The sequence below is a fragment of the Saccharothrix stipae genome (genome assembly GCF_054781895.1).
In genome coordinates this window covers 510,093-535,121 of record NZ_BAAGTN010000008.1, presented here as the reverse complement: position 1 = coordinate 535,121, position 25,029 = coordinate 510,093, and the positions used below count along the sequence as shown (strand labels likewise).

At 70.0% G+C, this 25,029-nt stretch carries 27 protein-coding genes; 9 read left to right on the top strand and 18 right to left on the bottom strand.

Translation table 11 applies throughout. The annotated features are described in order from the left end of the window. Positions 1-53: 53 nt before the first annotated feature. Positions 54-350, top strand: a complete 297-nt coding sequence (locus ACYVLT_RS19250; RefSeq protein WP_461121566.1) for a hypothetical protein — start codon at positions 54-56, stop codon at positions 348-350. An 85-nt stretch (positions 351-435) separates the two neighbouring features. Next, the gene (locus tag ACYVLT_RS19245; protein ID WP_461121565.1) at positions 436-2,349 is read left to right on the top strand and encodes a hypothetical protein; all 1,914 of its coding nucleotides are present in this window, start codon (positions 436-438) and stop codon (positions 2,347-2,349) included. 195 nt (positions 2,350-2,544) lie between these two features. Here ACYVLT_RS19245 and murA read toward each other — a convergent pair whose 3' ends face one another. Beyond that, complete coding sequence (murA, locus tag ACYVLT_RS19240; protein WP_461121564.1) at positions 2,545-3,801, bottom strand: UDP-N-acetylglucosamine 1-carboxyvinyltransferase; 1,257 nt, start codon at positions 3,799-3,801, stop codon at positions 2,545-2,547. A 94-nt stretch (positions 3,802-3,895) separates the two neighbouring features. On the opposite strand from murA, the gene ACYVLT_RS19235 reads away from it, so the two are divergent. The 3 genes from ACYVLT_RS19235 (at position 3,896) to ACYVLT_RS19225 (ending at position 5,917) form a co-directional block, all read left to right on the top strand. Then, complete coding sequence (locus ACYVLT_RS19235; RefSeq protein ID WP_461121563.1) at positions 3,896-4,468, top strand: cob(I)yrinic acid a,c-diamide adenosyltransferase; 573 nt, start codon at positions 3,896-3,898, stop codon at positions 4,466-4,468. Between the two features lie 75 nt (positions 4,469-4,543). Continuing rightward, positions 4,544-5,224 (top strand): alpha/beta hydrolase, encoded by a 681-nt coding sequence (locus ACYVLT_RS19230; RefSeq protein WP_461121562.1) that lies wholly within the window; start codon positions 4,544-4,546, stop codon positions 5,222-5,224. 9 nt (positions 5,225-5,233) lie between these two features. Next, a complete protein-coding gene (locus tag ACYVLT_RS19225; RefSeq protein WP_461121561.1) occupies positions 5,234-5,917 on the top strand; it encodes a winged helix-turn-helix transcriptional regulator in 684 nt (227 codons plus the stop codon). Here the strand turns inward: ACYVLT_RS19225 and ACYVLT_RS19220 are convergent. Continuing rightward, on the bottom strand, positions 5,905-6,261 hold the full coding sequence (locus ACYVLT_RS19220) for a winged helix-turn-helix transcriptional regulator (RefSeq protein ID WP_461121560.1): 357 nt from the start codon (positions 6,259-6,261) through the stop codon (positions 5,905-5,907). The genes ACYVLT_RS19225 and ACYVLT_RS19220 overlap by 13 nt on opposite strands. A gap of 91 nt (positions 6,262-6,352) precedes the next feature. On the opposite strand from ACYVLT_RS19220, the gene ACYVLT_RS19215 reads away from it, so the two are divergent. Both ACYVLT_RS19215 and ACYVLT_RS19210 read left to right on the top strand, forming a co-directional pair. Continuing rightward, complete coding sequence (locus ACYVLT_RS19215) at positions 6,353-7,219, top strand: NAD(P)-dependent oxidoreductase (RefSeq protein WP_461121559.1); 867 nt, start codon at positions 6,353-6,355, stop codon at positions 7,217-7,219. Positions 7,220-7,385: 166 nt separating this feature from the next. After that, entirely contained in the window at positions 7,386-8,819 is a 1,434-nt protein-coding gene (locus ACYVLT_RS19210; RefSeq protein ID WP_461121558.1) for a PKD domain-containing protein, read from the top strand. A gap of 4 nt (positions 8,820-8,823) precedes the next feature. Here ACYVLT_RS19210 and ACYVLT_RS19205 read toward each other — a convergent pair whose 3' ends face one another. Together ACYVLT_RS19205 and ACYVLT_RS19200 are read right to left on the bottom strand one after the other, a co-directional pair. After that, positions 8,824-9,255, bottom strand: coding sequence for a DUF2550 domain-containing protein (locus tag ACYVLT_RS19205; protein ID WP_461121557.1), 432 nt, complete (start codon positions 9,253-9,255; stop codon positions 8,824-8,826). A gap of 22 nt (positions 9,256-9,277) precedes the next feature. Continuing rightward, a complete protein-coding gene (locus tag ACYVLT_RS19200) occupies positions 9,278-9,643 on the bottom strand; it encodes a F0F1 ATP synthase subunit epsilon (protein WP_461121556.1) in 366 nt (121 codons plus the stop codon). 226 nt (positions 9,644-9,869) lie between these two features. Between ACYVLT_RS19200 and ACYVLT_RS19195 the strand changes: the two genes are divergently transcribed. Then, entirely contained in the window at positions 9,870-10,616 is a 747-nt protein-coding gene (locus tag ACYVLT_RS19195; RefSeq protein WP_461121555.1) for an IclR family transcriptional regulator, read from the top strand. A 51-nt stretch (positions 10,617-10,667) separates the two neighbouring features. Here the strand turns inward: ACYVLT_RS19195 and atpD are convergent, their stop codons facing one another. The 11 genes from atpD to ACYVLT_RS19140 form a co-directional block, all read right to left on the bottom strand. Next, positions 10,668-12,104 carry a F0F1 ATP synthase subunit beta gene (gene atpD / locus ACYVLT_RS19190; protein WP_461121554.1) on the bottom strand — a complete coding sequence of 479 codons (1,437 nt, stop codon included), beginning with the start codon at positions 12,102-12,104 and terminating at the stop codon, positions 10,668-10,670. After that, positions 12,097-13,032 (bottom strand): F0F1 ATP synthase subunit gamma, encoded by a 936-nt coding sequence (locus ACYVLT_RS19185; protein WP_461121553.1) that lies wholly within the window; start codon positions 13,030-13,032, stop codon positions 12,097-12,099. Before ACYVLT_RS19185 ends, atpD begins: the two co-directional genes overlap by 8 nt. A 7-nt stretch (positions 13,033-13,039) precedes the next feature. Further along, positions 13,040-14,683, bottom strand: a complete 1,644-nt coding sequence (atpA, locus tag ACYVLT_RS19180; RefSeq protein WP_461121552.1) for a F0F1 ATP synthase subunit alpha — start codon at positions 14,681-14,683, stop codon at positions 13,040-13,042. Between the two features lie 60 nt (positions 14,684-14,743). Then, entirely contained in the window at positions 14,744-15,580 is an 837-nt protein-coding gene (locus ACYVLT_RS19175; RefSeq protein WP_461121551.1) for a F0F1 ATP synthase subunit delta, read from the bottom strand. Between the two features lie 10 nt (positions 15,581-15,590). After that, positions 15,591-16,139, bottom strand: coding sequence for a F0F1 ATP synthase subunit B (locus ACYVLT_RS19170; RefSeq protein WP_461121550.1), 549 nt, complete (start codon positions 16,137-16,139; stop codon positions 15,591-15,593). Positions 16,140-16,170: 31 nt separating this feature from the next. Continuing rightward, positions 16,171-16,425: an ATP synthase subunit c family protein gene (locus ACYVLT_RS19165; protein WP_123745749.1), complete on the bottom strand. Its 255-nt coding sequence runs from the start codon at positions 16,423-16,425 to the stop codon at positions 16,171-16,173. Between the two features lie 61 nt (positions 16,426-16,486). Then, positions 16,487-17,266: a F0F1 ATP synthase subunit A gene (gene atpB / locus ACYVLT_RS19160; RefSeq protein ID WP_461121549.1), complete on the bottom strand. Its 780-nt coding sequence runs from the start codon at positions 17,264-17,266 to the stop codon at positions 16,487-16,489. A gap of 152 nt (positions 17,267-17,418) precedes the next feature. Further along, positions 17,419-17,868 carry a hypothetical protein gene (locus tag ACYVLT_RS19155; protein ID WP_366203079.1) on the bottom strand — a complete coding sequence of 150 codons (450 nt, stop codon included), beginning with the start codon at positions 17,866-17,868 and terminating at the stop codon, positions 17,419-17,421. A gap of 66 nt (positions 17,869-17,934) precedes the next feature. After that, entirely contained in the window at positions 17,935-19,095 is a 1,161-nt protein-coding gene (locus tag ACYVLT_RS19150; protein WP_360446770.1) for a glycosyltransferase family 4 protein, read from the bottom strand. Positions 19,096-19,166: 71 nt separating this feature from the next. Then, entirely contained in the window at positions 19,167-19,817 is a 651-nt protein-coding gene (locus ACYVLT_RS19145) for an L-threonylcarbamoyladenylate synthase (RefSeq protein ID WP_360446768.1), read from the bottom strand. A 254-nt stretch (positions 19,818-20,071) separates the two neighbouring features. Continuing rightward, a complete protein-coding gene (locus ACYVLT_RS19140; RefSeq protein ID WP_461121548.1) occupies positions 20,072-20,716 on the bottom strand; it encodes a hypothetical protein in 645 nt (214 codons plus the stop codon). Positions 20,717-20,781: 65 nt separating this feature from the next. Between ACYVLT_RS19140 and ACYVLT_RS19135 the strand changes: the two genes are divergently transcribed. Then, positions 20,782-21,459, top strand: coding sequence for a hypothetical protein (locus tag ACYVLT_RS19135; RefSeq protein ID WP_461121547.1), 678 nt, complete (start codon positions 20,782-20,784; stop codon positions 21,457-21,459). A gap of 23 nt (positions 21,460-21,482) precedes the next feature. On the opposite strand, the gene prmC is transcribed toward ACYVLT_RS19135, so the two are convergent. From prmC to ACYVLT_RS19120, 3 genes are read right to left on the bottom strand one after another with little or no spacing between them, the layout of a single operon-like run. Beyond that, positions 21,483-22,388 (bottom strand): peptide chain release factor N(5)-glutamine methyltransferase, encoded by a 906-nt coding sequence (prmC, locus tag ACYVLT_RS19130; RefSeq protein ID WP_461121546.1) that lies wholly within the window; start codon positions 22,386-22,388, stop codon positions 21,483-21,485. A gap of 19 nt (positions 22,389-22,407) precedes the next feature. Continuing rightward, a complete protein-coding gene (gene lpdA, locus ACYVLT_RS19125) occupies positions 22,408-23,793 on the bottom strand; it encodes a dihydrolipoyl dehydrogenase (RefSeq protein ID WP_461121545.1) in 1,386 nt (461 codons plus the stop codon). Between the two features lie 10 nt (positions 23,794-23,803). Then, positions 23,804-24,991: an acyl-CoA thioesterase/bile acid-CoA:amino acid N-acyltransferase family protein gene (locus tag ACYVLT_RS19120; RefSeq protein WP_461121544.1), complete on the bottom strand. Its 1,188-nt coding sequence runs from the start codon at positions 24,989-24,991 to the stop codon at positions 23,804-23,806. Positions 24,992-25,029 lie beyond the last annotated feature (38 nt).

Sequence of the window (25,029 nt, the reverse complement as noted above, 5' to 3'; positions counted from 1 at the left end):
CAGCCCGCGCGTGCCGTTGCTCACTGAATCGAAGCTGCGGGAGCATGTACGGCGTGACCGCGCTCACCACGTTCCTGCTGCTGGTCATCGTGTTCGGACTGCTCGCCCTCGTGCTCTTCTGGGCGTTCGGCATCGACCGACGGGCCGTGCCCGACTACACCGGCGACGACTTCGGGTTGCTGACGGAAGTCAGCGCCGTCCCCACCCCCGAAGCCGCCGACGTGCTCGCCAAGCGCTTGCGCGCGGCCCGCATCAAAGTCACCATCGTCCGCCGCGGCGGCCTCCACCGCCTACTGGTATTCCCTGCCGACGCCCCCGACGCCAAACTCCTCCTGCACGACCACGACTAACCGCACGAGTATCGAGCGGACCAATGCACAGGGACCCGTATTAGTACGGAATACCTTCGGCGGATTTCCCGCACAATCTGCTTCCATGAGTGACGACGACAAGGTCCCCGACGAACTGCGACTCATTCCTGTCACCAACTCCGCCGACGGCACCTTCACGGGTATCCAGGCGGGCGTGATCCACGGCGGGGTGCAGTTCGGGGTCGACCGCGCGTCCAAGCTCGTCGTGCTTCGAGCCACGCAGGCCGAGATGGACGATGTGCGGCGGTACTTCGAGCCGCCCGACGGGTACACCGCCGCCCGAAGGGCGCTCGATGCCCGCGGCGTGGTCGTCCTCACCGGCCCGGGCTCCGGGCGCTCGTACACCGCGCGGCGACTGCTGGTCGACGTCGGCGCCGTCGATGTCGTGGAGGCGAACCGGGAGCGAGCACTGGGCACGTTCGACAACCTCGTCGCCGACACGGGTTACGTGTGGGACGTGCGCGAGTCGCGCGGTCCGTTCGACCGGGCCGAGTTCGAACGGGTGACCCGACTGGTCAAGTCCGTGGGCTGCCACCTCGTGATCGTGCTGGACTCAGTCGCGCAGGCCCCGCTTGAGGCAACCGACCACGTGGTGCAGCTGACCGCGCCACGGGCTTACGACGTGGCACGCGCGGAGCTGCGGCGCCGGTGCCCGGCCGGTCTCGACGGCCCGCTGCGCGTTCTCACCACCGATCTCGAACTGGAGGAAAAAGCCTCACCCGAGAAGGCGGTCCGTGCGGCGGAGCTAGCCATCCGTGTGCACGAGGGCCTCGACCCGCACGAGGCGCTGGCGAAGCTGCGCGAGCACGTCGAACAGGCCGTGGAGCGGCACCTGGCCGAACGCACCGACTTGGAGTTCGCCCTGTCGTTCGCCGTGGCACTGCTGGAGAACCAACCGTACGACGAGGTGATGGCCCTGGCGTTGTCGCTGGACGAAGCTCTGCGCGCGGCCGGTCACGAGGGCGGCGAGCCGCTGCGCCACAAGGCGTTCGCCCTGTCGAAGAAGGACCTGCTGGCTGCGGTCACCGCGAGCACGACCGTGCGCGACCACCCCGACTACCCGGGCCTGCGGGAGGAGACGATCCACTTCACCCGCCAAGGCTGGGCCGGTGCGGTGCTGCGAAGGTTGTGGCGCGAGTACCCGCTCGCGCACGACGCGTTGTGGCGGTGGATGAGCGACCGCGACATGATCGCCCGGTTCACCGACGCGGTGCAGCGCGCCGTGATCACAATCGTGACCGAGATCCCGGCCCACGAACCGCTCCAGCTGGTGGACGACCTGGCCCGCCGCGGCGCAGTGGCGCACCAGCACTTGGCGGCGTCCGTGGTGGCGCGGTTGGACGAGCGGTATCGCGACCTCGTGTCGAGCACGGTCGACGCGTGGACCGACGGCACGGCGTACGAGCAGGCGACCGCGGTGTGGTTCAGCCTCAACCTGTCGGACGCCCGACCACTGCGCGAGTCGCTGCGGCGCTTGGAACTGATCGCCCGATCGACGAAGTGGACCCCGCGGAACGCGGTCGTGGCCGCGGTCCTGGGGCTGATCCAAGACCAGGGTCATCGGACCCAGGTGCTGGACGCGGTGGTGTCGTGGACCTCGAACCGTCGCCTGGCCCAGGTCGCCCTGCCACTGGCCATGTGGATCACCGGCTACTTCCCGTACCCACTGGCAACGGACCTCGCCACGTCGCACCCGGATCAGATGAAGGTGCTGGCGAACCGCGTGCTGACCGACCCTGAGAGCCGCCATGCGGCGCTGGAGTGCTTGACGACGCTCTCGGACGAGGCACATCTGAAGGAAACGTCCGCGAAGCGGCTGGTGCACCTGGCACGACTGTTGGCCACGACGTTCAGCTGGATGGGTCGTCGAAAAGCGGTGCTGGAACTCTCAGTGACGAGCCCGGAGGCCCGCAACACACTCCGTCGGGCATTCCGCGTGGCCGCTCAGGTGCAGGAGAAAATGGCGGCCCCGGTGTAAAGCCGAACCATTCACGATCTGACTCGGCAATCACTGCGACCTCTGCCTCCCGAACAAGGGGATCGTGTCGCTCCGCCCGACCACGCATGTCACGGGGGCGCTGTTCGGGGCTGGTACGAGAGATCCCGCACCAGCCCCGTAATCCTGCTGATCTGCCCGTGCACCGAGGAAGCTCTCGCAGCTTCGCCCTCAACCTCAGGCGCTGACCCGCTCCACCGTGGCACCGAGCTTGCGGAGGTTCTCCACGAAGCCCGGGTAGCCGCGCTCGATGTGGAAGATCTCGTAGACCTCGGTCACGCCGTCCGCGCACAACCCGGCCAGCACCAGCCCCGCGCCCGCACGGATGTCCGAGGCCCACACCGGCGCGCTGGACAGCTGCTCCACGCCGCGCACCACGGCGTGGTGGCCGTCGGTGCGCGCGTCCGCACCCAGCCGCACCATCTCCTCGATGAACCGGAACCGGGCCTCGAACAGGTTCTCGGTGATCATCGACGTGCCGTCCGACACGCTGGACAACGCGATCGCGAACGGCTGGTTGTCGGTGGCGAAGCCGGGGTAGGGCAGCGTCACGAAGTCGACCGACCGCGGCCGGTCGACCTGGACCACGCGGAAGCCGTCGTCGAGCGTGGTCACCTCCGCGCCCGCCATCCGCAGCTTCTCCAGCACCAGGTCGAGGTGGTGGGGGTCCACGCCGCGCACGGTGATGTCACCGCGGGTCATCACGGCGGCGAACGCCCAGGTGGCGCCGACGATCCGGTCGCCGATCACCCGGTGCTCGGTCGGCTGGAGCGACTCCACCCCGTGCACGGTGAGCGTGGACGTGCCCGCGCCCTCGATCTTGGCGCCCATCTGCTGGAGCATCACGCAGATGTCCACGATCTCCGGCTCGCGGGCGGCGTTGTCGATGACCGTGGTGCCGTTGGCCAGCACCGCCGCCATCAGGATGTTCTCCGTCGCGCCCACGCTGGGGAAGTCGAGCCAGATCTGGGCGCCGTGCAGGCCCTCGGCCTCGGCGATCACGCAGCCGTGCTCGATCTCGCTGTGCGCGCCGAGCTTGCGCAGGCCGTTCTGGTGCATGTCCAGCGGCCGGTTGCCGATCGCGTCACCGCCGGGCAGCGCGACCACCGCGCGCTTGCACCGACCCACCAGTGGCCCCAGCACGCAGACCGACGCGCGCAGCTTGCCCATCGCCTCGGAGTCGGCCCGGTGGTTGAGCTCCTTGGGGGTGGTGATCGTGACGACCCGGCCGTCGAGGGTCACCTCGCAGCCCAGGCTGCGCAGGACGTCCGCCATCAGCGGCACGTCCAGGATCTCCGGGCAGTTGGTGATGGTGGTCGTGCCCTCGGCCAGCAGCGCCGCCGCCATCAGCTTGAGCACGCTGTTCTTCGCGCCTACGACGGCGACCTCGCCGACGAGCCGCGCACCGCCCTGAACCCGGAAGTGCTCACTCACGTAAGGAACTCCTTGCTCGTTGTGCCGCAATCCTACGTACGGTCTGAATCGTGCCCGTCCGTGGTGGGCCACCGCGGTGTCTACAGTGCTCGGCATGGCCGTGCACCTGACGAAGATCTACACCCGCGTCGGCGACGACGGGACCACCGGCCTCGGCGACTTCTCCCGGGTGCCCAAGACCTCGCCGCGCATCACGGCGTACGCCGACGTGGACGAGACCAACGCCGCGCTCGGCGTCGCCCTGGCGCTCGGCGCGCTGGAACCGGACGTCGTCGAGGTGGTGCGGCAGGTCCAGAACGACCTGTTCGACGTCGGCGCGGACCTGTGCACGCCCGTGGTCCCCGACCCGAAGTACCCGCCGTTGCGGGTCACGCAGGCCTACGTGGACCGGCTGGAGTCGTGGTGCGATGCGTTCAACTCCCGGTTGGGCAAGCTGGAGTCGTTCATCCTCAACGGTGGCACACCCGGCGCGGCGCTGCTGCACCAGGCCCGCACCATCGCGCGGCGGGCCGAGCGGGGCGCGTGGGCGCTGATCGAGGCCGAGGCCGAGCAGACGAACGTGCTGACCGCGAAGTACCTGAACCGACTCTCCGACCTGCTGTTCATCCTGGCCAGGGTGGCCAACCCGGACGGTGACGTGCTCTGGCGACCCGGCGCCAACGCCTGACCCCGCATGGTTGAACTTCTTGTTTTTGAAGCATAGACTTCAAAAACAAGAAGCAGGTCAACGCGGAGGTCGACCATGACCACATACGTCCTCGTCCACGGCGCGTGGCACGGCGGCTGGGCCTGGGAGCGGGTCACGCCGCTGCTCACCGCCGCCGGCGCGCACGTCGTCACCCCCGACCTCACGCACGACCGCGACGTCGGCCTGTCCGACCACGCGGAGGAGGTGGTGGCCGCGATCGACGCGGTCGCCGACCCCGACCTCGTGCTGGTCGGCCACAGCTACGCGGGCCTGGTGGTCCGCCAAGCCGCCGACCGGCGGCCGGACCGGGTGGCCCACGTCGTGCTGGTCGACGGCTGGGCGGGCCCGGACGGCGTCGGCCTGGCGGACCTGGCCCCGGACTGGTTCACCGCCAGGGCCACCGCCGCCGCGGGCGCCGACGGCCTGATCGCCCCACCCGCGCCGGCGTCGTTCGGCATCACCGACCCGGACGACGCCCACTGGCTCGGCCAACGGCTGCGCACGCACGCCCTGCGGACCTTCACCGAGCCGACCCGCCTCACCGGCGCGGTCGACCGCATCCCCGGCACCGGCGTCCACTGCGTGCCGGAGACGTTCCCGTTCGCCCGGTTCGCCGCCGACCTCGGCTACCGGGCGGTGCCCGTCGACGGGCCGCACGACGTGGTGCTGACCGACCCGCGCGGCGTGGCCGACGTCCTGCTCGCCGTCGCGAGCCCGGAGGCGCGCCATCCCTAGGATGGGCCGGTGGACCAGCGGACGTACAACCAGTACTGCGCCACCGCGCGCACGCTCGACCTCGTCGGCGAGCGCTGGACCCTGCTGCTCGTCCGCGAGCTGCTGACCGGCCCCAAGCGGTTCGGCGACCTCCAGAAGAGCCTGCGCGGCATGGGCACCGGGCTGCTCGCGGCCCGGATGAAGCACCTCGAACGGGAAGGCCTCGCGCACAAGGTCACGCTGCCCCCGCCGGCCCGCACGCCCGCCTACGCCCTCACCGAGGCGGGCCGCGAACTCGGGCCCGCGGTGCTCGCGCTCGCCCGGTGGGGCACGAAGTGGGCGATGGGCGAGCGGCGGGCGGAGGAGGCGTTCCACCCGGGCTGGGCGGTGCTGGCGATGGAGGCCTTCTTCGACGCCGACGCCGCGGCGGGCGTGCGGGCGGTCTACGAGTTCCGCGTCGGCGACGAGGTCTTCCACGTGCGCGTGGACGACGGCACGGTCGACGCGGGCCACGGCCCCGCCCAGCACCCCGACGCGGTCGTCGAGACCGACGAGGACGTGTTCGCCGACCTGGCCGACGGCCGGTCGAGCCTGGCCGACAAGATCGCCTCCGGCGCCGCGACGGCGTCCGGCGACCGGGACGCGCTGCGCCGACTGGGCACCCTGTTCCGCCGGCCGAGCCCCGCCGAGCGGGTGCCGGGTCAGGACGCGTAGACCCGCTCCGCGCCGATGCGCCGCATCCGCTCGGTGCCCCACGCGCCGAGCGCGTCCAGCGCCTCGTTGAGCGACACCCCGTGCTCGGTCAGCGCGTACTCGACCCTCGGCGGCACCTCGGGGAACACCTCGCGGTGCACCAGGCCGTCCTCCTCCATCTCCCGCAGCTGCTGCACCAGCATCTTCTCGCTCACGCCCGGCAGGCCGCGGCGCAGCTGGGCGAACCGCCGCACGCCGTGCGCGGCCAGCTCCCACAGGATCAGCGACTTCCACTTCCCGGACACCACGTCCATCGCGGCGTCGATGCCGCAGAAGTAGGGACCACGTCGTGCCTTCGTCGCCATCGGTCCTCCTGCGGGGTACTTACCGAAAAGTGGGTACTGCACAAAATAGTCCGTACTGGTGCACCTCGACGGTACGCGTGACGATCAAGGCATGACGAACACGAAGGTGACCGTTCTCGGGTTGGGCGCGATGGGCGCCGCCCTCGCCACGGCCCTGGTGCGGGCCGGGCACCCCACCGCGGTCTGGAACCGCTCGCCCGGCAAGGCCGACGCCCTCGTCGGCCTGGGAGCCACCGCCGCACCCACCGCGCGTGACGCCGTGTCGGCGGCCGACGTGGTGATCGCGTGCCTCTTCGACGCCGACTCGGTCCACGAGGTGCTCGACCCGGTGGCCGACCTGCTCACCGGCCGGACCCTGGTCAACGTCACCACGACCACGCCGGACCAGTCCAGGGAGATCGCCGGCTGGGCGGCGGCGCACGGCGTGGCGTACCTCGACGGCGGCATCATGGCCGTGCCGCAGATGATCGGGCAGCCCGGCTCGTCCGTCCTCTACAGCGGCTCGCGGGCCGCGTTCGACCGGTACCGGCCCCTGCTCGACCTCTGGGGCGAGAGCGCGTACTTCGGCGAGGACGCGGGCGTGGCGTCGCTGTACGACCTGGCGCTGCTCGCCGGCATGTACGTGATGTTCGCCGGGTTCCTGCACGGCGCGGCGATGGTCGGGGGCGCGGGCGTGTCGGCCGCGGAGTTCGCCGAGCGGGCCGCGCCCTGGCTGTCCGCGATGACCGGCGCGTTCGCCGGGTTCGCCGCCGTGGTCGACGGCGGCGACTACACCGGGCCGGGGCAGCAGAGCCTGGAGTTCTCCGACCTGGGCGACATGGTCGACGCCAGTGCCGCGCAGGGCATCTCCACCGAGGTGGTCGGCGTGGTGCAGGGCCTGATCCGGCGGCAGGTCGACGCCGGGCACGGCAAGGAGGGCTTCGCCCGGATCTTCGAGAGCATCAGGCAGCCGGCCTGACGTCCGTTCGAGTGACGTCGCTGGGCTGATCGAGTGTCCTGCCGATCCGGCGACCCACCCCGCCGCGCGTTCTTGTGTTCACTCGGTCGAGTTCGGACGCCGGGGAGGGCGTCCACCGATCCAGGGGGTACTTGTCGTGCGCAAAAGCCGAAGATCCGGATTACTCGTGGTGGTCGCCCTGCTCGGCCTGCTCGGTCTGCTCGTCCCGGGGGTGGCGCACGCCGCGCCACCCCCGAACGACGACTTCGACCAGGCGACCGCGATCACCACCCTGCCCTTCACCACCACCCAGACGGCGGACGAGGCCACCCAAGCCTCCGACGACCCGTCCTCGTGCAACTCGTCTCGGTCGGTGTGGTTCACCTACACCGCGACCACGAGCGGCTCGATCACCGCCACCACGGCGGGCAGCGGCTACGACACGGTCCTGTCGGCGTTCACCGGCACCCGCGGCGCGCTGACCCCGCTCGGCTGCAACGACGACGCGAGCGGCGGCCACCACTCGCGCCTCGACCTCGCGGTCGTCGCCGGCACCCAGTACCACTTCATGGCCGCCGCGTTCAGCAGCGGGTCGGCCGGGCCGTTGACGTTCTCCGTGACCGCGTTCGCGCCGCCGGGGCACGACGCCTTCGCCAACGCCGAACCGGTCACCGCGCTGCCGCACACCTCATCGCCCGACCTGGCGACGGCGACCGTGGAGCCGGGTGAGCCGAACAGCGGGTGCGGGTCGGTCACCAGGTCCCTCTGGTACGCCGTGACGCTGCCCGAGACCACGCCGGTCACCCTCACCTCGTCGACGTACAACACGAGGTTCGCGGTCTACACGGGGTCGGCGCTGGCGAACCTCACCGAGGTCGGCTGCAGCCCGTACGACAACATCATGACCTTCAGGGCGAACCCCGGCACGACCTACTACATCCGCCTCGGCAACGCCTACGACACCGCGCCGACCCTGACCTTCACCATCGGCGTGGCCCAACCGGTCGTGGCCGCCTTCTACCACTACTCCCACAACTCGTCCGTGTTCAGCGACGTCAGCTTCCACGACCAGTCCTCGGTTCCCGGCGCACCCGCCTCGGTCACGAAGGCGTGGGACTTCGGGGACGGGGCGACGGCCGAGGGCGACTACCCGCAGCACCGCTACGCGGCCGACGGCGACTACCCGGTGACGCTCACCGTCACCACCTCGGACGGGCGCACGGGTTCGGTGACCAACGTGGTCCGGATCCGCACGCACGACATCGCCATCACCCGCTTCACCACCCCCGGCACGGCGGTGGTCGGCGCGACGAAGACCCTCACCGCCCGGATCGGGAACACGCGGTACGCCGAGGACGTGACGGTCAGGCTGTACCGCGGCACGCCGTCGGGTTGGGAGGAGATCGGCCACTCCACCCAGTGGGTGCCGGCGAGCGCGACGGGCGCGGTGAACTTCCCGTTCAACTACACGTTCCGCCCGGGGGACGCCGCCCTGGGGAAGATCAACTTCAGGGTGGTGGCGACCCTGGTCGGCGCGACGGACGCGCTGCCGCTGGACAACGAGGTGATCAGCACGACCACGACGGTGCAGTCGGCCACCACCGGCCGCGACGCCGCCTGAGCCGCTAGGAGGCCCAGGGAATGGATCGGCCCGGAGGCGCTGACTCCAACCAGGACAGGAATCCGGTCAGCGCGTCCGGGCCCATCGCGATCTCGACCTCGCCCCGGTTGCCCCGGCAGCGGAGCACCACCGCGCCCGCGGGCATGGCGTACGCCTCGGGCGCGGTGGGCTCGCGGCGGTCGTCGATCTCGAAACCCTCGCGGGAGATGACCATGTCCGGGCCGGACCGCAGGCTCAGCACGCGGAACCAGGTGAACTCGTCACCCCGGTAGTGCCCCACGCCCAGGTGCCAGCCCCGGCCGGAGTCCTCCAGCCTGGCCCTCAGCGCGACGTGCACACCGCCGGCGCGCAGCAGCCGGACGCGGCGCCACGTGAGGTACGCGAGGACGACCACCGCGCCGAACAGGACCACCCCGACCAGTTCGGCGATCCCCACGGCGTTCGTCCGCTCGTCCGCGTCAGGCCGAGTGACCCGCGGCGCGCAGCCGCGCGATGGCCCGGGCCCGGTGTACGTCGTCCGCGTTCTGCGCGTCGGCGCGGGCCTGTTCGACGTCGATCTCGTGCGAGAGCTCCGCGTCCTCGGCGAGGATGCTCACGCCCTCACCGGTCACGGAGAGGAACCCGCCGTGCACGGCCGCCGTCACCAGCTCGTTGTCCGTGGTGCGGATCCGGACCACACCGCCCTCGACCAACTGCCCGAGCACGGGTTCGTGGCCGGGCAGGATGCCGATCTCGCCTTCGAGGGTCTGCGCGACCACCGAGGTGGCCGTGCCGGACCACAGGCGGCGTTCCACCGCGACCAACTGGACGGTCATCTCGGCCACGCGCATCTCCCTGAGTCGACTGGAGTCCACCGCAGTCTAAACGGTGACCGGAACCGCCCGCCGCACCAGCCACCCCCAGACGCGCCGACCCCGGGCCGGCGCCCGTCCGGAGGCCACCCCGACGGCCGTCACCGCGACCGCGCCCGGCCGACCGGGCAGTGGCGTTTCCGACGGGTGGAAGACCGCTCCTGTCGAGGGACCGGGCGACGTTGGGAGACTGGACACCGTGCCGACTCCGAAGTCGCTGCTGGAACGCGCGTTCTCGTTGCTGTCCGTGTTCACCGTGGACCGGCCCGCGGTGACGCTGTCCGAGCTGAGCCGCCACTCGGGGCTGCCGCTGAGCACGACGCACCGGCTGGTGGCGTCCCTGGTCGACCTGCGCGCCCTGGACCGCACCCCCGAGGGCCGCTACCGCGTGGGCCTGAGGCTGCTGGAGCTGGGCGCGTTGTCGCCGGGCAGCCTGGACCTGCGGGACCGCGCGCTGCCGTTCCTGGAGGACCTCTACGAGGTGACGCGGCACAACGTGCAGCTGGCCGTGCGCGACGGCACGGAGGTCGTGTACGTGGAGCGGATCTCGGCGCGGGACGCGGTCAACGTGGTCACCCGCGTCGGCAGCCGGATGCCGCTGCACTGCACGGGTGTCGGCCTGGTGCTGCTGGCCGCCGCGCCCGTCGCCGTGCAGGAGGCCGTGCTGGCCGCGCCGCTCAAGCGGTTCACGCCGAAGACCATCGGCACGCCGCAGGAGCTGCGCGAGACCCTGGCCAGGGCGCGCCGCGACGGTTACGCGATCAGCGACCGGCAGATCGAGATGATCACGTACTCGGTCGCCGCGCCCGTGCGCGGGCAGGACGGCGACGTCGTGGCAGCGGTGTCCGTCGTGGTGCCCACGGGCACGCGCACGGACACCATCGTGCCCGCCGTGCGCACGTGCGGGCTGGCCATCTCCCGCGCCCTGGGCTGGGTGTCCCACTGAAAGCCCGAAGGGCCGTACCCCGCGGGGGACGGCCCTTCGGCAAAGCCCGACCTAGTTGCCGGCGAGCTTCTTGGCGTTGGCCTCGACGTCGTCCAACCCGCCGCAGGAGAAGAACGCCTGCTCCGGGTAGTGGTCGAACTCGCCCTTGCAGACGCGGTCGAACGCCTCGATCGTGTCCTTGATCGGCACGAAGGAACCCGGCTGGCCGGTGAACTTCTCGGCCACGATGAAGTTCTGGCCGAGGAAGCGCTCCAGGCGACGGGCGCGACCGACGAGGACCTTGTCCTCCTCGGACAGCTCGTCCATGCCGAGGATCGCGATGATGTCCTGCAGCTCCTTGTACTTCTGCAGGATCCGCTTGACCTCCTGCGCGACCCGGTAGTGCTCCTCGCCGACGATCGACGGCTCCAGGATCCGGGACGACGAGGACAGCGGGTCCACCGCCGGGTAGATGCCCTTCTGGGAGATCGGACGGGAGAGCTCCGTCGTCGCGTCCAGGTGGGCGAACGTGGTGGCCGGCGCGGGGTCGGTGTAGTCGTCCGCGGGCACGTAGATGGCCTGCAGCGAGGTGATCGACTTGCCGCGCGTCGAGGTGATGCGCTCCTGGAGCTCACCCATCTCGTCCGCCAGCGTCGGCTGGTAACCCACGGCGGACGGCATGCGGCCCAGCAGGGTCGACACCTCCGAGCCGGCCTGGGTGAAGCGGAAGATGTTGTCGATGAACAGCAGCACGTCCTGGCCCTGCACGTCGCGGAAGTACTCCGCCATCGTCAGCGCGGACAGCGCGACGCGCATGCGCGTGCCGGGCGGCTCGTCCATCTGACCGAACACCAGGGCGGTGTCGTTGAGCACGCCCATCTCCTCCATTTCGAGGAGGAGGTCGGTGCCCTCACGGGTGCGCTCGCCGACGCCGGCGAACACCGACGTGCCGGAGAACTCGCGGGCGATACGGGTGATCATCTCCTGGATGAGCACCGTCTTGCCCACGCCCGCGCCGCCGAACAGGCCGATCTTGCCGCCCTTGACGTACGGGGTCAGCAGGTCGATGACCTTGATGCCCGTTTCCAGGATCTCGGTCTTGCCCTCCAGCTGGTCGAACGACGGCGCCTTGCGGTGGATGCCCCACTGCTCGCCGTCGCGGCCGAGGCCGGGCTCGTCCAGGCAGTCGCCCAGCGCGTTGAAGACGTGGCCCTTGACGACGTCGCCGACGGGCACGCTGATCGCCTTGCCGGTGTCGGTCACCGCCGCGCCGCGGACCAGGCCGTCGGTCGGCTGCATCGAGATCGTGCGGACCAGGTTGTCACCCAGGTGCTGGGCGACCTCCAGGGTCAGCGTCTTGGCGACCGCCTCGTAGGTGATCTCCACGTGCAGTGCGTTGAACAGCTCCGGCACCGAGTCACGCGGGAACTCCACGTCGACGACGGCACCGATCACCCGGACCACACGGCCGGTGCGGGTGGTGGTGGCAGTAGCACTCATGTCACTCATCACTTCCTGCGCCCCCGGTTAGCGCGGAGGCGCCACCGACGATCTCGCTGATCTCCTGGGTGATCTGGGCCTGGCGGGCCTGGTTCGCCTGGCGGCTGAGGTTGCGGACCAGCTCGGTGGCGTTGTCCGTCGCCGCCTTCATCGCGGTCCGTCGCGCCGCCGACTCCGAGGCCGCCGCGTCCAGCAGTGCCGAGAAGAGCCTGGTCTTGACGTACTTGGGCAGCAACGCGCCCAGCAACGTCTCCGCGCTCGGTTCGAACGAGTACACCGACTGCAGCTTCTGCGGCTCCGGGTCGAAGTCGACGACCATCGGCGCGATCCGCTTGGCGACCGGCGTCTGGCTCAGCATCGACTTGAACTCGGTGTAGACCACGTGCAGCTCGTCCACGCCCAGCACGCCGTCCGGGCCGGGCTGGTCGCCCTCGTCGTCGCTGCCCGCGACGAACGCCTGGACCAGCGCGTCACCGGCCTCGGCGGCGTTGACGTAGTGCGGCAGCTGCGAGAAGCCGGTCCACTCGCCCGCGATCGCGCGCCTGCGGAACTTGTAGTAGCCGACGCCCTTGCGGCCGACGACGTAGAGCACGGGCTCCTTGCCCTCGGACCGCAGCAGGGACAGCAGCTCCTCCGCGGCACGCAGCACGTTGGCGTTGTAGCCGCCGCACATGCCCTTGTCGCTGGTCACCACCAGCACACCGGCACGGCGCGGGTTCTTGCGCTCGGTCAGCAGCGGGTGGTCGAGGTTCGCGGACGCCGTCGCCAGGGAAGAGAGCACGTTGGTGATCTCCTCCGAGTAGGGCTTCGACGCCGCGACCCTCGTCTGCGCCTTGGCCAGACGGGACGTGGCGATGAGCTCGTACGCCTTGGTGATCTTCTTGGTCGAGTTGACCGAGCGGATCCGCTGGCGCAGCTCTCGGATCTGTGCCGCCATGCCTACGTCACTTCTCGGTCGGAGCGGGCCGGTTGACCTTCACCGACTCCTGCCCGACCTTGTCGGCGTCCATCGCCTCGGCGGGCACGTCGACGACCGACGCACCGCCCGACGCGCTGAACTGCTGCTTGAACGCGGTGACGGCGTCCACGATGCCGCGCTCCGTGTCGTCCGACAGCTTCTTGGACTCACGGATGTCGGACAGGATCACCTCGTGGCCGCGCCGCACGTGGTCCAGGAACTCCGACTCGAAGCGGCGGACGTCGCCCACCGGGATGTCGTCGTAGTGGCCCTTGGTGCCGAGGTAGATCGAGACGACCTGCTCCTCGACCGGGACCGGCGAGTACTGGCCCTGCTTGAGCAGCTCGACCAGGCGGGCGCCGCGGTCCAGCTGGGCGCGGGAGGCCGCGTCGAGGTCCGAGGCGAAGGCGGAGAACGCCTCCAGCTCGCGGAACTGCGACAGGTCCAGGCGCAGCGAGCCGGAGACCGTCTTCATCGCCTTGGTCTGCGCGGCGCCACCGACGCGGGAGACCGAGATACCCACGTTGACGGCCGGGCGCACACCGGCGTTGAACAGGTCGGACTCTAGGAAGCACTGGCCGTCGGTGATCGAGATGACGTTGGTCGGGATGTACGCCGACACGTCGTTGGCCTTGGTCTCGATGATCGGCAGACCGGTCATCGAGCCGCCGCCCATGTCGTCGGACAGCTTCGCGCAGCGCTCGAGCAGGCGCGAGTGCAAGTAGAAGACGTCGCCGGGGTAGGCCTCGCGGCCCGGCGGGCGACGCAGCAGCAGCGAGATGGCGCGGTACGCCTCCGCCTGCTTGGTCAGGTCGTCGAAGATGATCAGGACGTGCTTGCCCTGGTACATCCAGTGCTGGCCGATGGCCGAGCCGGTGTAGGGCGCGAGCCACTTGAAGCCGGCCGAGTCGGACGCGGGGGCGGCGACGATGGTGGTGTACTCCAGCGCGCCCGCCTCCTCCAGCGCGGTCTTGACGCCCGCGATGGTGGAGCCCTTCTGGCCGATGGCCACGTACACGCAGCGGACCTGCTGCTGCGGGTCGCCCGAGTCCCAGGCCTTCTTCTGGTTGATGATCGTGTCGATGCAGACCGCGGTCTTGCCGGTCTTGCGGTCGCCGATGATCAGCTGGCGCTGGCCGCGGCCGATCGGGGTCATCGAGTCGATGGCCTTGATGCCGGTCTGCATCGGCTCGCTCACCGGCTGCCGCTGCAGCACGGACGCGGCCTGCAGCTCCAGGGCGCGGTTGTCGTCGGCCACGATGTCGCCGAGGCCGTCGATCGGCTGGCCGAGCGGGTTCACCACGCGGCCGAGGAAGCCGTCGCCGACCGGCACGGAGAGCACCTGGCCGGTCCGCTTGACCTCCTGGCCCTCTTCGATCTTGTCGAAGTCACCGAGGATGACCGCGCCGATCGTGCGGACCTCCAGGCTCAGGGCCACGCCGAGCACGCCGCCGGGGAACTCCAGCAGCTCGTTGGTCATGGTGCCGGGCAGACCCTCGACGATGGCGATGCCGTCGTAGGTCTCCGCGACGACGCCGACCTCTTCCCGGCTGACTTCCGGGGAGTAGGCCGAGACGTACTTCTCGATCGCACTGCGGATCTCGTCCGACGAGATCGTCAGCTCCGCCATGTCGTTCCTGCTCTCACTTCGTTCTGGGAAAGGGGCTTGTGGGCCGCGGTTCCAATTCGGTCAGCCGGCGAGGTCGCGGCGCAGTGACGCCAGCCGACCGGCCACGCTTCCGTCGATGACCTCGTCGCCGATCTTGATCAGCAGACCGCCGCGCAGCGTGGGGTCGACCTCGACGTGCAGCGCGATCGGCCTGGAGTAGATCCGGGTGAGCGTGGCTTCGAGGCGGTCCTGCTGCGCCGCGTCGAGCTCGACGGCGGAACGGACGTAGGCGACGGAACGTTCCCGGCGCTTGGCCGCGAGCGACGCGAGGTCGCCCAGGCCGTTGACGATCCCCTGGCCGCGCGGCTCGCGCACGAGCTGGTCCACCAGGGTCTTGGTGGTCTCGTCGACCTTGCCCGCCACGAGGCCGTCGACCAGCGCGACCTTGCCGGCGGGCGCCGCCGCCGGGTCGGACAGCGCCAGCTCCAGCTCGTGGTTGCCCGCGATGATGCGACCGAGGCGGAACAGCTCGTCCTCGACGGAGTCGAGCTTGCCGTCCCGCTCCGCCCGCACCAGCAGCGTCGTGCGGGCCAGCGACTCGATGCCGTCGACCAACTCGCGCGGGCTGGACCAGCGTGCGGTGACGACCGTGCCCAGCACCTGCAGGGTCGCGTCCGCGACCTTGCCGTCGAGCAAGCCGTGCAGCAGCTGTTCCCGGGACGCGGGGTCCGAGGAGTTGTCGGCCAGGGCGCGGCGCAGCGAGGGCTGCGCCGACATCAGGCCGACGACCGCGAACAGCTCGCTGCCCAGCTTCGCCAGCGACTCGCTGGCGGTGGGCCCGGTCGTGCCGTCGACGACCTCCAGCAGCCGCAGTTCGGCGGCGGCCAGGGCGTCACGGCTGGCGGCGTGCAGCGTCATCGGCGTTCCCTCACTTGGCGGCCGGAGCCGACGTGCCGTCGAGCTCGGAGAGGAACCGGTCGACGGTGCCCCGACGGCGCACCTCGTCCTCCAGCGACTCGCCGACGACCCGGTCCGCCAGGTCGATGGCCAGCCTGCCCAACTCGCCACGCAGCTCGGCGACGATCTGCGCGCGCTGCGTCTCGAGCTGGGTCTGCCCCTGCGCGACGATCCGCGCGGACTCCTCCTGCGCCTTGGCGCGCAGCTCACTGATGATCTGCTCGCCTTCGATGCGGGCGTCGTCGCGGATGCGGGCCGCCTCGGCGCGGGCCTCGGCGAGCTGCGCCTTGTACTGCTCCAGCGCCTGCTGGGCCTGCGCCTGCGCCTGCTCGGCCTTCTCGATCCCGCCCTCGATCTTGGCGGCACGTTCCGCGTACAACGTCTCGAAGCGCGGCGACACGAACTTCTTGATGACGAAGAACAGCAGCAGGAACGAGATCAGGCCGAGGATGATCTCCGACGTGTGCGGCAGGACGGGGTTGATGGCCCCTTCCTCCGCCGCCAAGATGAGGGTATTCATCACAAACCTCTCTGATGCGATGAACCGGTACTCAGGCCGCGGTCGCGAGGAAGTACACGACGAAGCCGAGCAGCGCGAGCACCTCGACGATGGCGAACGTGGTCCAGGCCAGGCTCAGCAGCACGCCGCGAGCCTCGGGCTGACGGGCGGTGCCGTTGATGACCGAGGAGAAGATCAGACCCACGCCGATGCCGGGGCCGATGGCCGCGAGGCCGTAGCCGATGGCAGCGAGACCCTGGTTCAGGTTGACGTTCGCGGCTTCCTGAGCAAGAACGATAGCGCTCACTTGTGCTGTTCCCTTTCCAACTCGGTCCGCGAACGCTCGCGGATCGGAGGCTTGTGATTTCTCAGTGCTCTTCGGCCAGCGCCGCGCCGATGTAGTTGGCGGACAGCAGCGCGAAGATGTAGGCCTGAAGGACCATGATCAGCGCTTCCAGGAACGTCAACGCGATGGCGAAGGCGAACGCGATGGGCGCGACCACGACGGTGATGCCGCCGGCGAAGAGCAGGTACTCACCGGCCAGGGTGAACACCAGCAAGAGCAGGTGACCCGCGAACATGGCCGCGAAAACTCGGATCGCGAGCGTGAGCGGGTTCAGGAAGAACTTCTGGAAGAACTCGATCGGAATCAGCAGGATGAGCACGAACCACGGCGCGCCGGGCGGCATGGTCTGGTGCTTCAGGTAACCGAGGAATCCGTGGCGCTTGAATCCGACGAAGTGGTACACGGGGTAGATCACGAGCACCGAGACGGCCAACGGGAAACCGATGTGCGACATCGTCGGGAACTGCACGAACGGGATGAGCCCGAACAGGTTGTTCACCAGGATGAAGGTGAAGACCGTGAGGATCAGCGGGACGAACGGCTTGAAGTCCTTGCCGCCGATCTGCTCGCGCGCGATCGTGTTGCGGCCGACGTCGTAGAGCGACTCGGCGGCGAACTGGAACTTGCCGGGAACGAGCTTCAGGTTGCGGGTCGCCGCGATGAAGAACGCACCGATGATCAAGATCGAGAGCACCAGAAGCACCATGGGCTTGGTGACCTCACCGAAGATCGGTGGGAGGAAGAAGTCCTTCACGCCGGGTGCGACGAACTCATCACCCGCAGCCAGCACCATCGTGGTCACTGTGTTCCTTCCGGTTCTCCCGGCCGGCGTTCACTCCGCCGGGGGAATCGTCACGATCGGGACTTAACGTACCTTACGGACCGCAAGCGCCCGCGAGAGGCACCCCACCTACCTGGGTGTCCCGTCTTGCGCGCACCGTACCAGCCGGTAGATCAGGTGTTTCCAGGGGTCGGGATGACGATCTGACTGCGACTGCGCTTGGAGGCGCGCACCTCCATGGCGGTGGCGACCAGGATCGTCGCGGCCATGGTCAACGCCAGGGCGTTGGTGTGCAGGACCGGGAACTGGCGCAGCAGCAGCATCACCGCGAACAGCAGGATCAGCTTGCCCATGAACCCGGCGAACGCCGCCACCATGATCACCTGGAGGGGCATCGCGGCGGTGCGGTGCATGAGCAGCAGCGTCGCGGCCGACGACAGGCACGCGATGGCGCCGCCGATCAGCGCGGCGACCAGGCCGGGGACACCGGCCAGCACGGTCCACAGGATCGCGCCCGCGACCACGGTCCCGAGCGCCGCCCACAGCGCGCTGCGGTACATCTCACCCGCGAGTCGCCGCACGACGGCCTCGTGCGTCCACTCCGTCTTCTCCGGAGAGCTCATGTCACCTCTTCCCACCCATCGGAACCGAGTGTAAAGAGGCCTTGGTACTCGCCCCACCATCGGGGGTCAGGTGCGGCGCACTTCACGAAGTCTGGGTATCGCGGAGACCAACAACGCGAGAACAAGCCCGATGCCCAGGCACCAGACCACCACCACCACGTCGAACAGGGTCAACGCCACCGCGCCGAACGCCAGCACACCCGCCCACAGGTAGATCAACAGCACCGCGCGGCGCTGCGAGTGGCCGATCTCCAGCAGCCGGTGGTGCAGGTGCATCTTGTCCGCCGAGAACGGGCTCTCACCCCGCCGCGTCCGCCGCACCACCGCCATCAGCAGGTCCAGCAGCGGCACGAACAGCACCGCCGCGACCACCACCAGCGGCGACAGCAGGCCCAGCACGTCGGTGGCGCGCACCGACTCGTAGTTGATCTTCCCCGACGCCGAGATCGTCGCCGCGGCCAGCATCAGCCCGATCAGCATCGACCCGGAGTCACCCATGAAGATCCGCGCGGGGTTGAAGTTGTGCGGCAGGAACCCCAGGCACGCGCCCGCCAACGTGGCCGCGATCAGGGCGGGCGGGTACGCGCCGACGTCACCGCCGTTGTTGGCCAGCAACCCGATCGAGAACACGCACGTCGCGGTCGCCGCGATCAGCCCGATGCCCGCCGCCAGCCCGTCCAGCCCGTCCACGAAGTTCATCGCGTTGACCATGGTCACGGCCAGCAGCACGCTCAGGATCGCGCCCTGGTTCTGGTCCAACGACAGCAGCGACCCGGTGCCCTCGCCGTCGTCGCCCCAGGGCACCCAGAACAGCAGCCACTGCAACCCGAACAGCACCAGGATGCCCGCCGCCGTCACCTGGCCGGCGAGTTTCGTCAGGGAGTCCAGCTCGAACCGGTCGTCCAGCACACCCACCAGGACGATCACACCACCACCCACGATGACCGCGTACGGGTCGTAGGAGAAGTCGAACGCCGAGCGCAGCACCGGCAGCTGGTGCGCCAACAACATGCCGCCCAGCACGCCGCCGTACATGGCCAGCCCGCCCATCCTCGGCATCGGCTGGACGTGCACGTCCCGTTGGCGCGGGTAGGCGACGGCGCCGATCCGGAACGCCAGCACGCGCACGAGACCGACGAGCAGGAACGTCACGATCGCGGCGGTCAGGGCGACGAGCAGGTACTCCCGGACGGGGAGGACGTTGGACACGGCAGGCAACTGGCCCACAGCAGGCTAGCCCCTCGGCAATGGGGTATCGGGCGATGGAACCACCACGCTACTCCGAACGGGAAGATCCACTAGCGGGCGACCTCGACTTCGACGCCCAGCGCCTTGGACACCTCGGCCACCGCCACCGCGCCCTCCCGCAGGACCACGGGCTCCGGCCCGGTCAGGTCGACGATGGTGGACGCGACGTTCTCCGCCGCCGGCCCGCCGTCCAGGTAGACGCCGACCTCCTCCCCGAGCTGGTCCCAAGCCTCCTGAGCCGTGCCCGCGGGCGGGAAGCCCGACTTGTTCGCGCTCGAAACGGCCATCGGCCCGACATCCCGCAACAGCTCCAGCGCGACGGGGTGCAACGGCATCCGCAACATCACCGTGCCACGGGTGTGACCGAGGTCCCACGCCAACGACGGCGCGTGCGGCAGCACCAGCGACAACCCACCAGGCCAGAACGCCTCGATCAAGGCACGCGCCTGCCGGGGAACCCCGAGGACCAACCCGTCGATGGTCGTCCAGGACCCGACCAACACCGGCACCGGCATGTCCGGCCCACGGCCCTTCGCCTCCAACAGCGCGCGAACCGCGGACGCATCGAACGCATCACACCCGATGCCGTACACCGTGTCCGTGGGAAGGACCACGAGACGCCCGGAGCGCACCGCGCCCGCAGCAGCAGCAAGACCCGCCGCCCGGTCAGCCTGGACGCTGCAATCGTAGACCGTGCTCACCCTGCTGATCCAAGCACAGCACCACCGAGCCCAGCCTCCGAGGTCACGAAAGGCAACCCACCCAACACACTCCTCGGACGCGCAACGCCCCCGACCAACCCGCCTACAACGGACCCGGCGCACCCGCACCGAGGCTCGATTTGACATGGGTTCGGGTGCCATAGGCTGGACGAAGCCGGGCAGGCTTGGCGGGCGCTTTATCCGCCAGGCCTGCCCGGCTTTGGCCTGCCTGGGGTGCCCGTAAGGGCCCCATGTCAAATCGAGCCGGACCCGACCGCCACCGCATCCACCGCCCACTGCCGCTTCCGATGCGCCATCACAAACCCGAACACCAGCGCCGCCCCCACCACCACCCCACCCACCGTCACCGCAACACTCCCCACCGCCCCACCAACGAACGGCAACACCAGCACCGCGAGCCCGACCACCGCCGCGGTCCACACATCCGGCTCCACCCACCTCCACCGCTCAGCACGCTCCAAGCGCTGACGCAGGTCGTTCGCGAACCCGATCAACTCCGGATGGGGGCTCAACGCGAGGATCTCGTCCGCCAACCCCCGGCACTCCGCCAACTGCCTACCGCCGGTCACCACCAGCGCGCCCTCCGCCGCAACCCGCCTCACCTCGGCGCTCCGAGCCGCGAGCGCGATAGCCAGGTGCGTGCGCAGCACGTCGTCCGCCCTCGGCTCACCCCCGCGGGCCAGTTCACCACGCACCACCGCCACCGCGAGGTGGCTCTCATCGTCGTGCCCATCCCCCAGCGCGGACGTCAGCGCGGTCAGGGCGCGGGCCAAGCGAACGCGGTCGCGATCCGTGAATTCGGTGAGGTCGACGCGGATGATGCGGGCCGCGAGCCATTCTCGCAGTTCACTCCACTCGTTCGGCCCATTGACAACCATCGCTGGTTCTCCGATTTACTCGGCGGAGCGTTGACGTCCAGAATATCCCGATGGCGAGGCGTCCGGTGAGTGCGAGAAACCCGATCGGCGCCCTCCCGCTGGCACTGTCCGCCGCCGCGCTGTACGTCCTCATCGCCGGCACCGCGGGCTACCTCGCCCACCCCACCCCCACCACCCCGACCACCGCCGCAGCCGCCACCCTCCCCGTCATCACCACAACCACCACCACCCCTCCACCCACCACACCCCCACCAACCACCACCCCACCCACCTCCGGCACCACCATCAACTCCAGCACCGCCCCACCCCCCGACCAGCAACGAGTCGAAGCACCAGGCGGCCTGACCACCACCATCCCCGCCCAGTGGACGATCACCACCGGCACGGTCGCCACCACCCTGGTCGCCACCGACCCGACCTCACCCCACCGCGAGGTGAGACTGGGCGGAGCACCGGTCACCGACCCGTCCAAACCCCTGCTGGACCGCATCACCGCCGCCGCCACCGACCGCGAACGCGAGGCAGGCCACCAACGGGTGACCCTCACCGCGACGACGATCCGGAATCACCCGGCGGTCATCTGGGAATTCGCCGAGAACGCCACCTCCGGCCCCAAACGGGTGGCCACCGCGTTCTGGGAATCGAAGGGCGTCGAGTACGTCCTCTACTCCTCGGGCCCACCCGAGGAGTGGGAACAAACCAAGTCACGCCTCACCCGGATGGTCGAGGCCGCAACCCCCTAACCGACTTCTCCCGCCCCCACCCCTCACACCCGACGAGCAGTGGCAAACCGCGGCCGCCCAGCCAGATCACGGTGATCAGCCACATCCGTGAGCACCCGCCGCGCCGCGAGCAGAGCGGGCACCGCATCCCCCTGCGTGTCGTCGTGCTCGATCCCCACGTACCCCCCGGGCTTCAACAACCTCGCGGCCAACCCCACCACGTGCCGGATCACCTCCAACCCGTCCGCACCCCCGAACACCGCGTGCCTCGGGTCGTGATCGGCCACCTCCGGCTGGACCTCCGTCCCGTCCGGCACGTACGGCGGGTTGCACAGCACCAGGTCGACCCGACCCTCCACATCGGACAGCCCGGACGACTCGGACAGCAGGTCCGCCGCCGTCACGTCCCCCGCGTGCAACCTGATCGGGGTATCACCCGCCGCGATCCGCGCCTCCGCGTTGCGACGCGCCCAGGCCAGCGCACCCAAATCCCGCTCAACGGCGTGCACCACCGCCGACGGCACCCGATGCGCCACCGCCAACGCCAACGCACCCGACCCGGTGCACAAGTCGACCACCACCGGAGCCGCCACCGGAGTCACCACCGACGTGTCCGAGCCGGACAGCGTCGAAAGCCCCCACTCCAACATCAACTCGGTCTCCGGCCGCGGGATGAACACCCCCGGACCGACCTCCAGATCCACCCCACCAAGGTGCGCACGCCCCGTGATGTGCTGCAACGGGAGCCGCGTCGTGCGCTGCCGCACGACCTTGTGCAGCGCGTCCACCACCGACGGGTCGACCAACGGGATCAGCGGCAACCGCGACCGCTCCACCCCCAGCACGTGGGCCGCGAGCAGCTCGGCGTCCACGCGCGGACTGTCGACACCCGCCGCGGCGAGCATGCGCTCGGCTTCGATGATGGCCAGCCGCAGCGGGTGTCGGGTCATGCGCTCCAGGGTAGGCGGATCAGAAGTTGATCATGTGCCCGGCCAGGCCGTGGACCGCCTCCTTGACCGCCTCGCTCAGCGTCGGGTGCGCGTGCACGTTGCGCGCCACCTCGTGCACGGTCAGGTCCCACTGCTGCGCCAGCGTCAGCTCCGGCAGCAGCTCGGTCACGTCCGGACCGATCATGTGCGCGCCGAGCAGCTCGCCGTACTTGGCGTCGCTGATCAGCTTGACGAAGCCGTTCGGGTCCGCGAGGCCGTGCGCCTTGCCGTTCGCGGTGAACGGGAACTTCGCCACCCGCACGTCGAACCCGCGTTCCCGGGCCTGCGCCTCGGTCCACCCGAACGAGGCGATCTGCGGCTGGCAGAACGTCGCGCGCGGGATCATCGGGAAGTCCAGCTCCATGGTCTCCGCGCCCGCGATGGTCTCGGCCGCGACGATGCCCATGGACTCGGCCGCGTGCGCGAGCATCAGCTTCGCGGTCACGTCGCCGATGGCGAAGATGTGCGGGACGGTGGTGCGACCACGCCCGTCGACCGCGATCGCGCCGCGCTCGGTCAGCCCGACGCCGGTGTTCTCCAGGCCGTAGCCCTCCACCCGCGGCTGGAAGCCGATCGCCTGCATGACCTTGTCGGCCTCCAGGACCTCTTCCTTGCCGTCCTTCGACACGGTGACGCGGACCTTCTCGCCGCTGTCGTCGATGGACTCCACGCGGGTGGACGTGCGCACGTCGATGCCCATGCGCTTGTAGCGCTTGGCCAGCTCGGCGGACACCTCCGCGTCCTCCAGCGGCACCACCCGGTCGAGGAACTCGACGATGGTGACCTTCACGCCGTAGTTGTGCAGCACGTACCCGAACTCGACGCCGATGGCGCCCGCGCCGGCGATGACGATGCTCTCGGGCAGCTCCGCGGACAGGATCTGCTCCTCGTAGGTCACCACCCGCTCGGAGAGCTGCGTGTTCGGCAGCAGCCGGGTCTTCGCGCCCGCGGCGATGATGGCGTGGTCGAACGTGACGGTCTCGCCGTTGACCTCGATGGTGTTGGCGTCGCGGAACGTGCCGAAGCCGTTGTACTCGGTGATGCCGTTCTTCTTCATCAGGAAGTGCACGCCCTTGACGCGCCCGTCCGCGACCTTCCGGCTGCGCTCGTGGGCGACGCCGTAGTCGAACTTCACCGTGCCGTCGACCTGGATGCCGAAGGTCTTCTGCTCGTGGGTGAACAGGTGTGCGAGCTCCGCGTTGCGCAGGAGCGCCTTCGACGGGATGCAGCCCACGTTCAGGCACACCCCGCCCCAGTAACGCTCCTCGATGACCGCCGTCTTCAGCCCCAGCTGGGCCGCCCGGATCGCGGCGACGTACCCGCCTGGCCCCGCACCGAGGACCACGACGTCAAAGTGTGCGCTCATGAGCGACACATTAGGTGCCCAGTTGGTCCGACAAGAACTCAACGGTCCGACGCCACGCGTCGGCTCGTGCGGCGGCCGTGGCGGCGGGCGTGCCGCCCATCGAGAAGTGGACCCCGGGACCGGGCACCACCAGTTCCACCGGCCGGTGGGGTGGCCCCGCGATCAGGTGTCCTGCCTCGGGGTACACCACCCGTTCGTGCCGGTGCGCGTGCCCGCGCTCGGTCAGCCGGCGCCAGGCGACCTCGCTCAGCCCCACCGACGGCCACGACTCGTCACGCCCGGATGAGAGCAGCAACACACCGCCCCCGATCCGCTCGACCGGGATCTCGGCGTCCTCCGGGATGCCGTCGGAGAAGTCGTACGCCACGCTCAGCCGCACCGGCTTGCCCGAGACCACCCGACCGCGCAGCTCGTCGGGGATCGAGTACGGCAGGTACGGCAGCGGCCTGCCCTGCCACGTCCACGACGCGGCCTCGTGCTCCAGCTTCTGCAACAACCTCGACCCGGGCCCGATGCACTGCGTGACCACGCCGCTGCCGACCACGCTCACCACGGCCTTGACTTGGGGGAACGTCACCCCGAGCAGCAACGCCGCCTCACCGCCGCGCGACCCGCCGACGACACCCACCGCACCCGCCCGGGCGCCGAGCCACTCCAGCGCGGTCCCGAAGTACTCCAACGGGATCTCCACGAGGTCCTCCGGCACGCCCGGCACCCCGAAGTACGCCAGCGCCAGCGCCGCGAACCCGTGCCCGGCGAGCAGCGCCGCGTCCAGCTCGTGCAACCCGCCCTCGGACCCGCCCAGCACGACCACGCCGGGGTGGACCTGATCGTCATCCGGCTCGAACAGCACCCCGACCAGGCCGTTCTCGCGCACCTCGGTCCGCCGGACGCCCTCGGGCACGGTCAGCCGGTCCAGCTCCACCTTGCCGACCCCGACGACCTCGATCAACGTAGGGCCGCTCGGCTCACCCGTCCGGCTCATCGACCAGAACAACCCCATCGGGTCGACACCCGAGTAGGCGCCCTCCACCGGGGCGTGCCGGATCAGGTCGACCACACCGCGTTCATCGGCCAGGAACACCGCGGCCGACGACCAGTCGCCCGTCGACGCGCGCACCTCGACCCGCTCGTCCGGCGGCAGGTCGACCACCCTGATGTCGACCACGGCGTCCGCCGGGGCGCTCCGCGGGCTCACCGAGATCTCCGCCACCGCAGCGCCCCTCTCGTCGCCGT

What these genes read in the sequence shown, in the direction of transcription:
- ACYVLT_RS19245 (WP_461121565.1), top strand. Translation starts at nt 436, where the DNA reads ATGAGTGACGACGACAAGGTCCCCGACGAACTGCGACTCATTCCTGTC.
- ACYVLT_RS19235 (WP_461121563.1), top strand. Translation starts at nt 3,896, where the DNA reads ATGGCCGTGCACCTGACGAAGATCTACACCCGCGTCGGCGACGACGGG.
- ACYVLT_RS19230 (WP_461121562.1), top strand. Translation starts at nt 4,544, where the DNA reads ATGACCACATACGTCCTCGTCCACGGCGCGTGGCACGGCGGCTGGGCC.
- ACYVLT_RS19220 (WP_461121560.1), bottom strand. Translation starts at nt 6,261, where the DNA reads ATGGCGACGAAGGCACGACGTGGTCCCTACTTCTGCGGCATCGACGCC.
- ACYVLT_RS19215 (WP_461121559.1), top strand. Translation starts at nt 6,353, where the DNA reads ATGACGAACACGAAGGTGACCGTTCTCGGGTTGGGCGCGATGGGCGCC.
- atpD (WP_461121554.1), bottom strand. Translation starts at nt 12,104, where the DNA reads ATGAGTGACATGAGTGCTACTGCCACCACCACCCGCACCGGCCGTGTG.
- ACYVLT_RS19185 (WP_461121553.1), bottom strand. Translation starts at nt 13,032, where the DNA reads ATGGCGGCACAGATCCGAGAGCTGCGCCAGCGGATCCGCTCGGTCAAC.
- atpA (WP_461121552.1), bottom strand. Translation starts at nt 14,683, where the DNA reads ATGGCGGAGCTGACGATCTCGTCGGACGAGATCCGCAGTGCGATCGAG.
- ACYVLT_RS19175 (WP_461121551.1), bottom strand. Translation starts at nt 15,580, where the DNA reads ATGACGCTGCACGCCGCCAGCCGTGACGCCCTGGCCGCCGCCGAACTG.
- ACYVLT_RS19170 (WP_461121550.1), bottom strand. Translation starts at nt 16,139, where the DNA reads ATGAATACCCTCATCTTGGCGGCGGAGGAAGGGGCCATCAACCCCGTC.
- ACYVLT_RS19155 (WP_366203079.1), bottom strand. Translation starts at nt 17,868, where the DNA reads ATGAGCTCTCCGGAGAAGACGGAGTGGACGCACGAGGCCGTCGTGCGG.
- ACYVLT_RS19140 (WP_461121548.1), bottom strand. Translation starts at nt 20,716, where the DNA reads ATGGTTGTCAATGGGCCGAACGAGTGGAGTGAACTGCGAGAATGGCTC.
- prmC (WP_461121546.1), bottom strand. Translation starts at nt 22,388, where the DNA reads ATGACCCGACACCCGCTGCGGCTGGCCATCATCGAAGCCGAGCGCATG.
- lpdA (WP_461121545.1), bottom strand. Translation starts at nt 23,793, where the DNA reads ATGAGCGCACACTTTGACGTCGTGGTCCTCGGTGCGGGGCCAGGCGGG.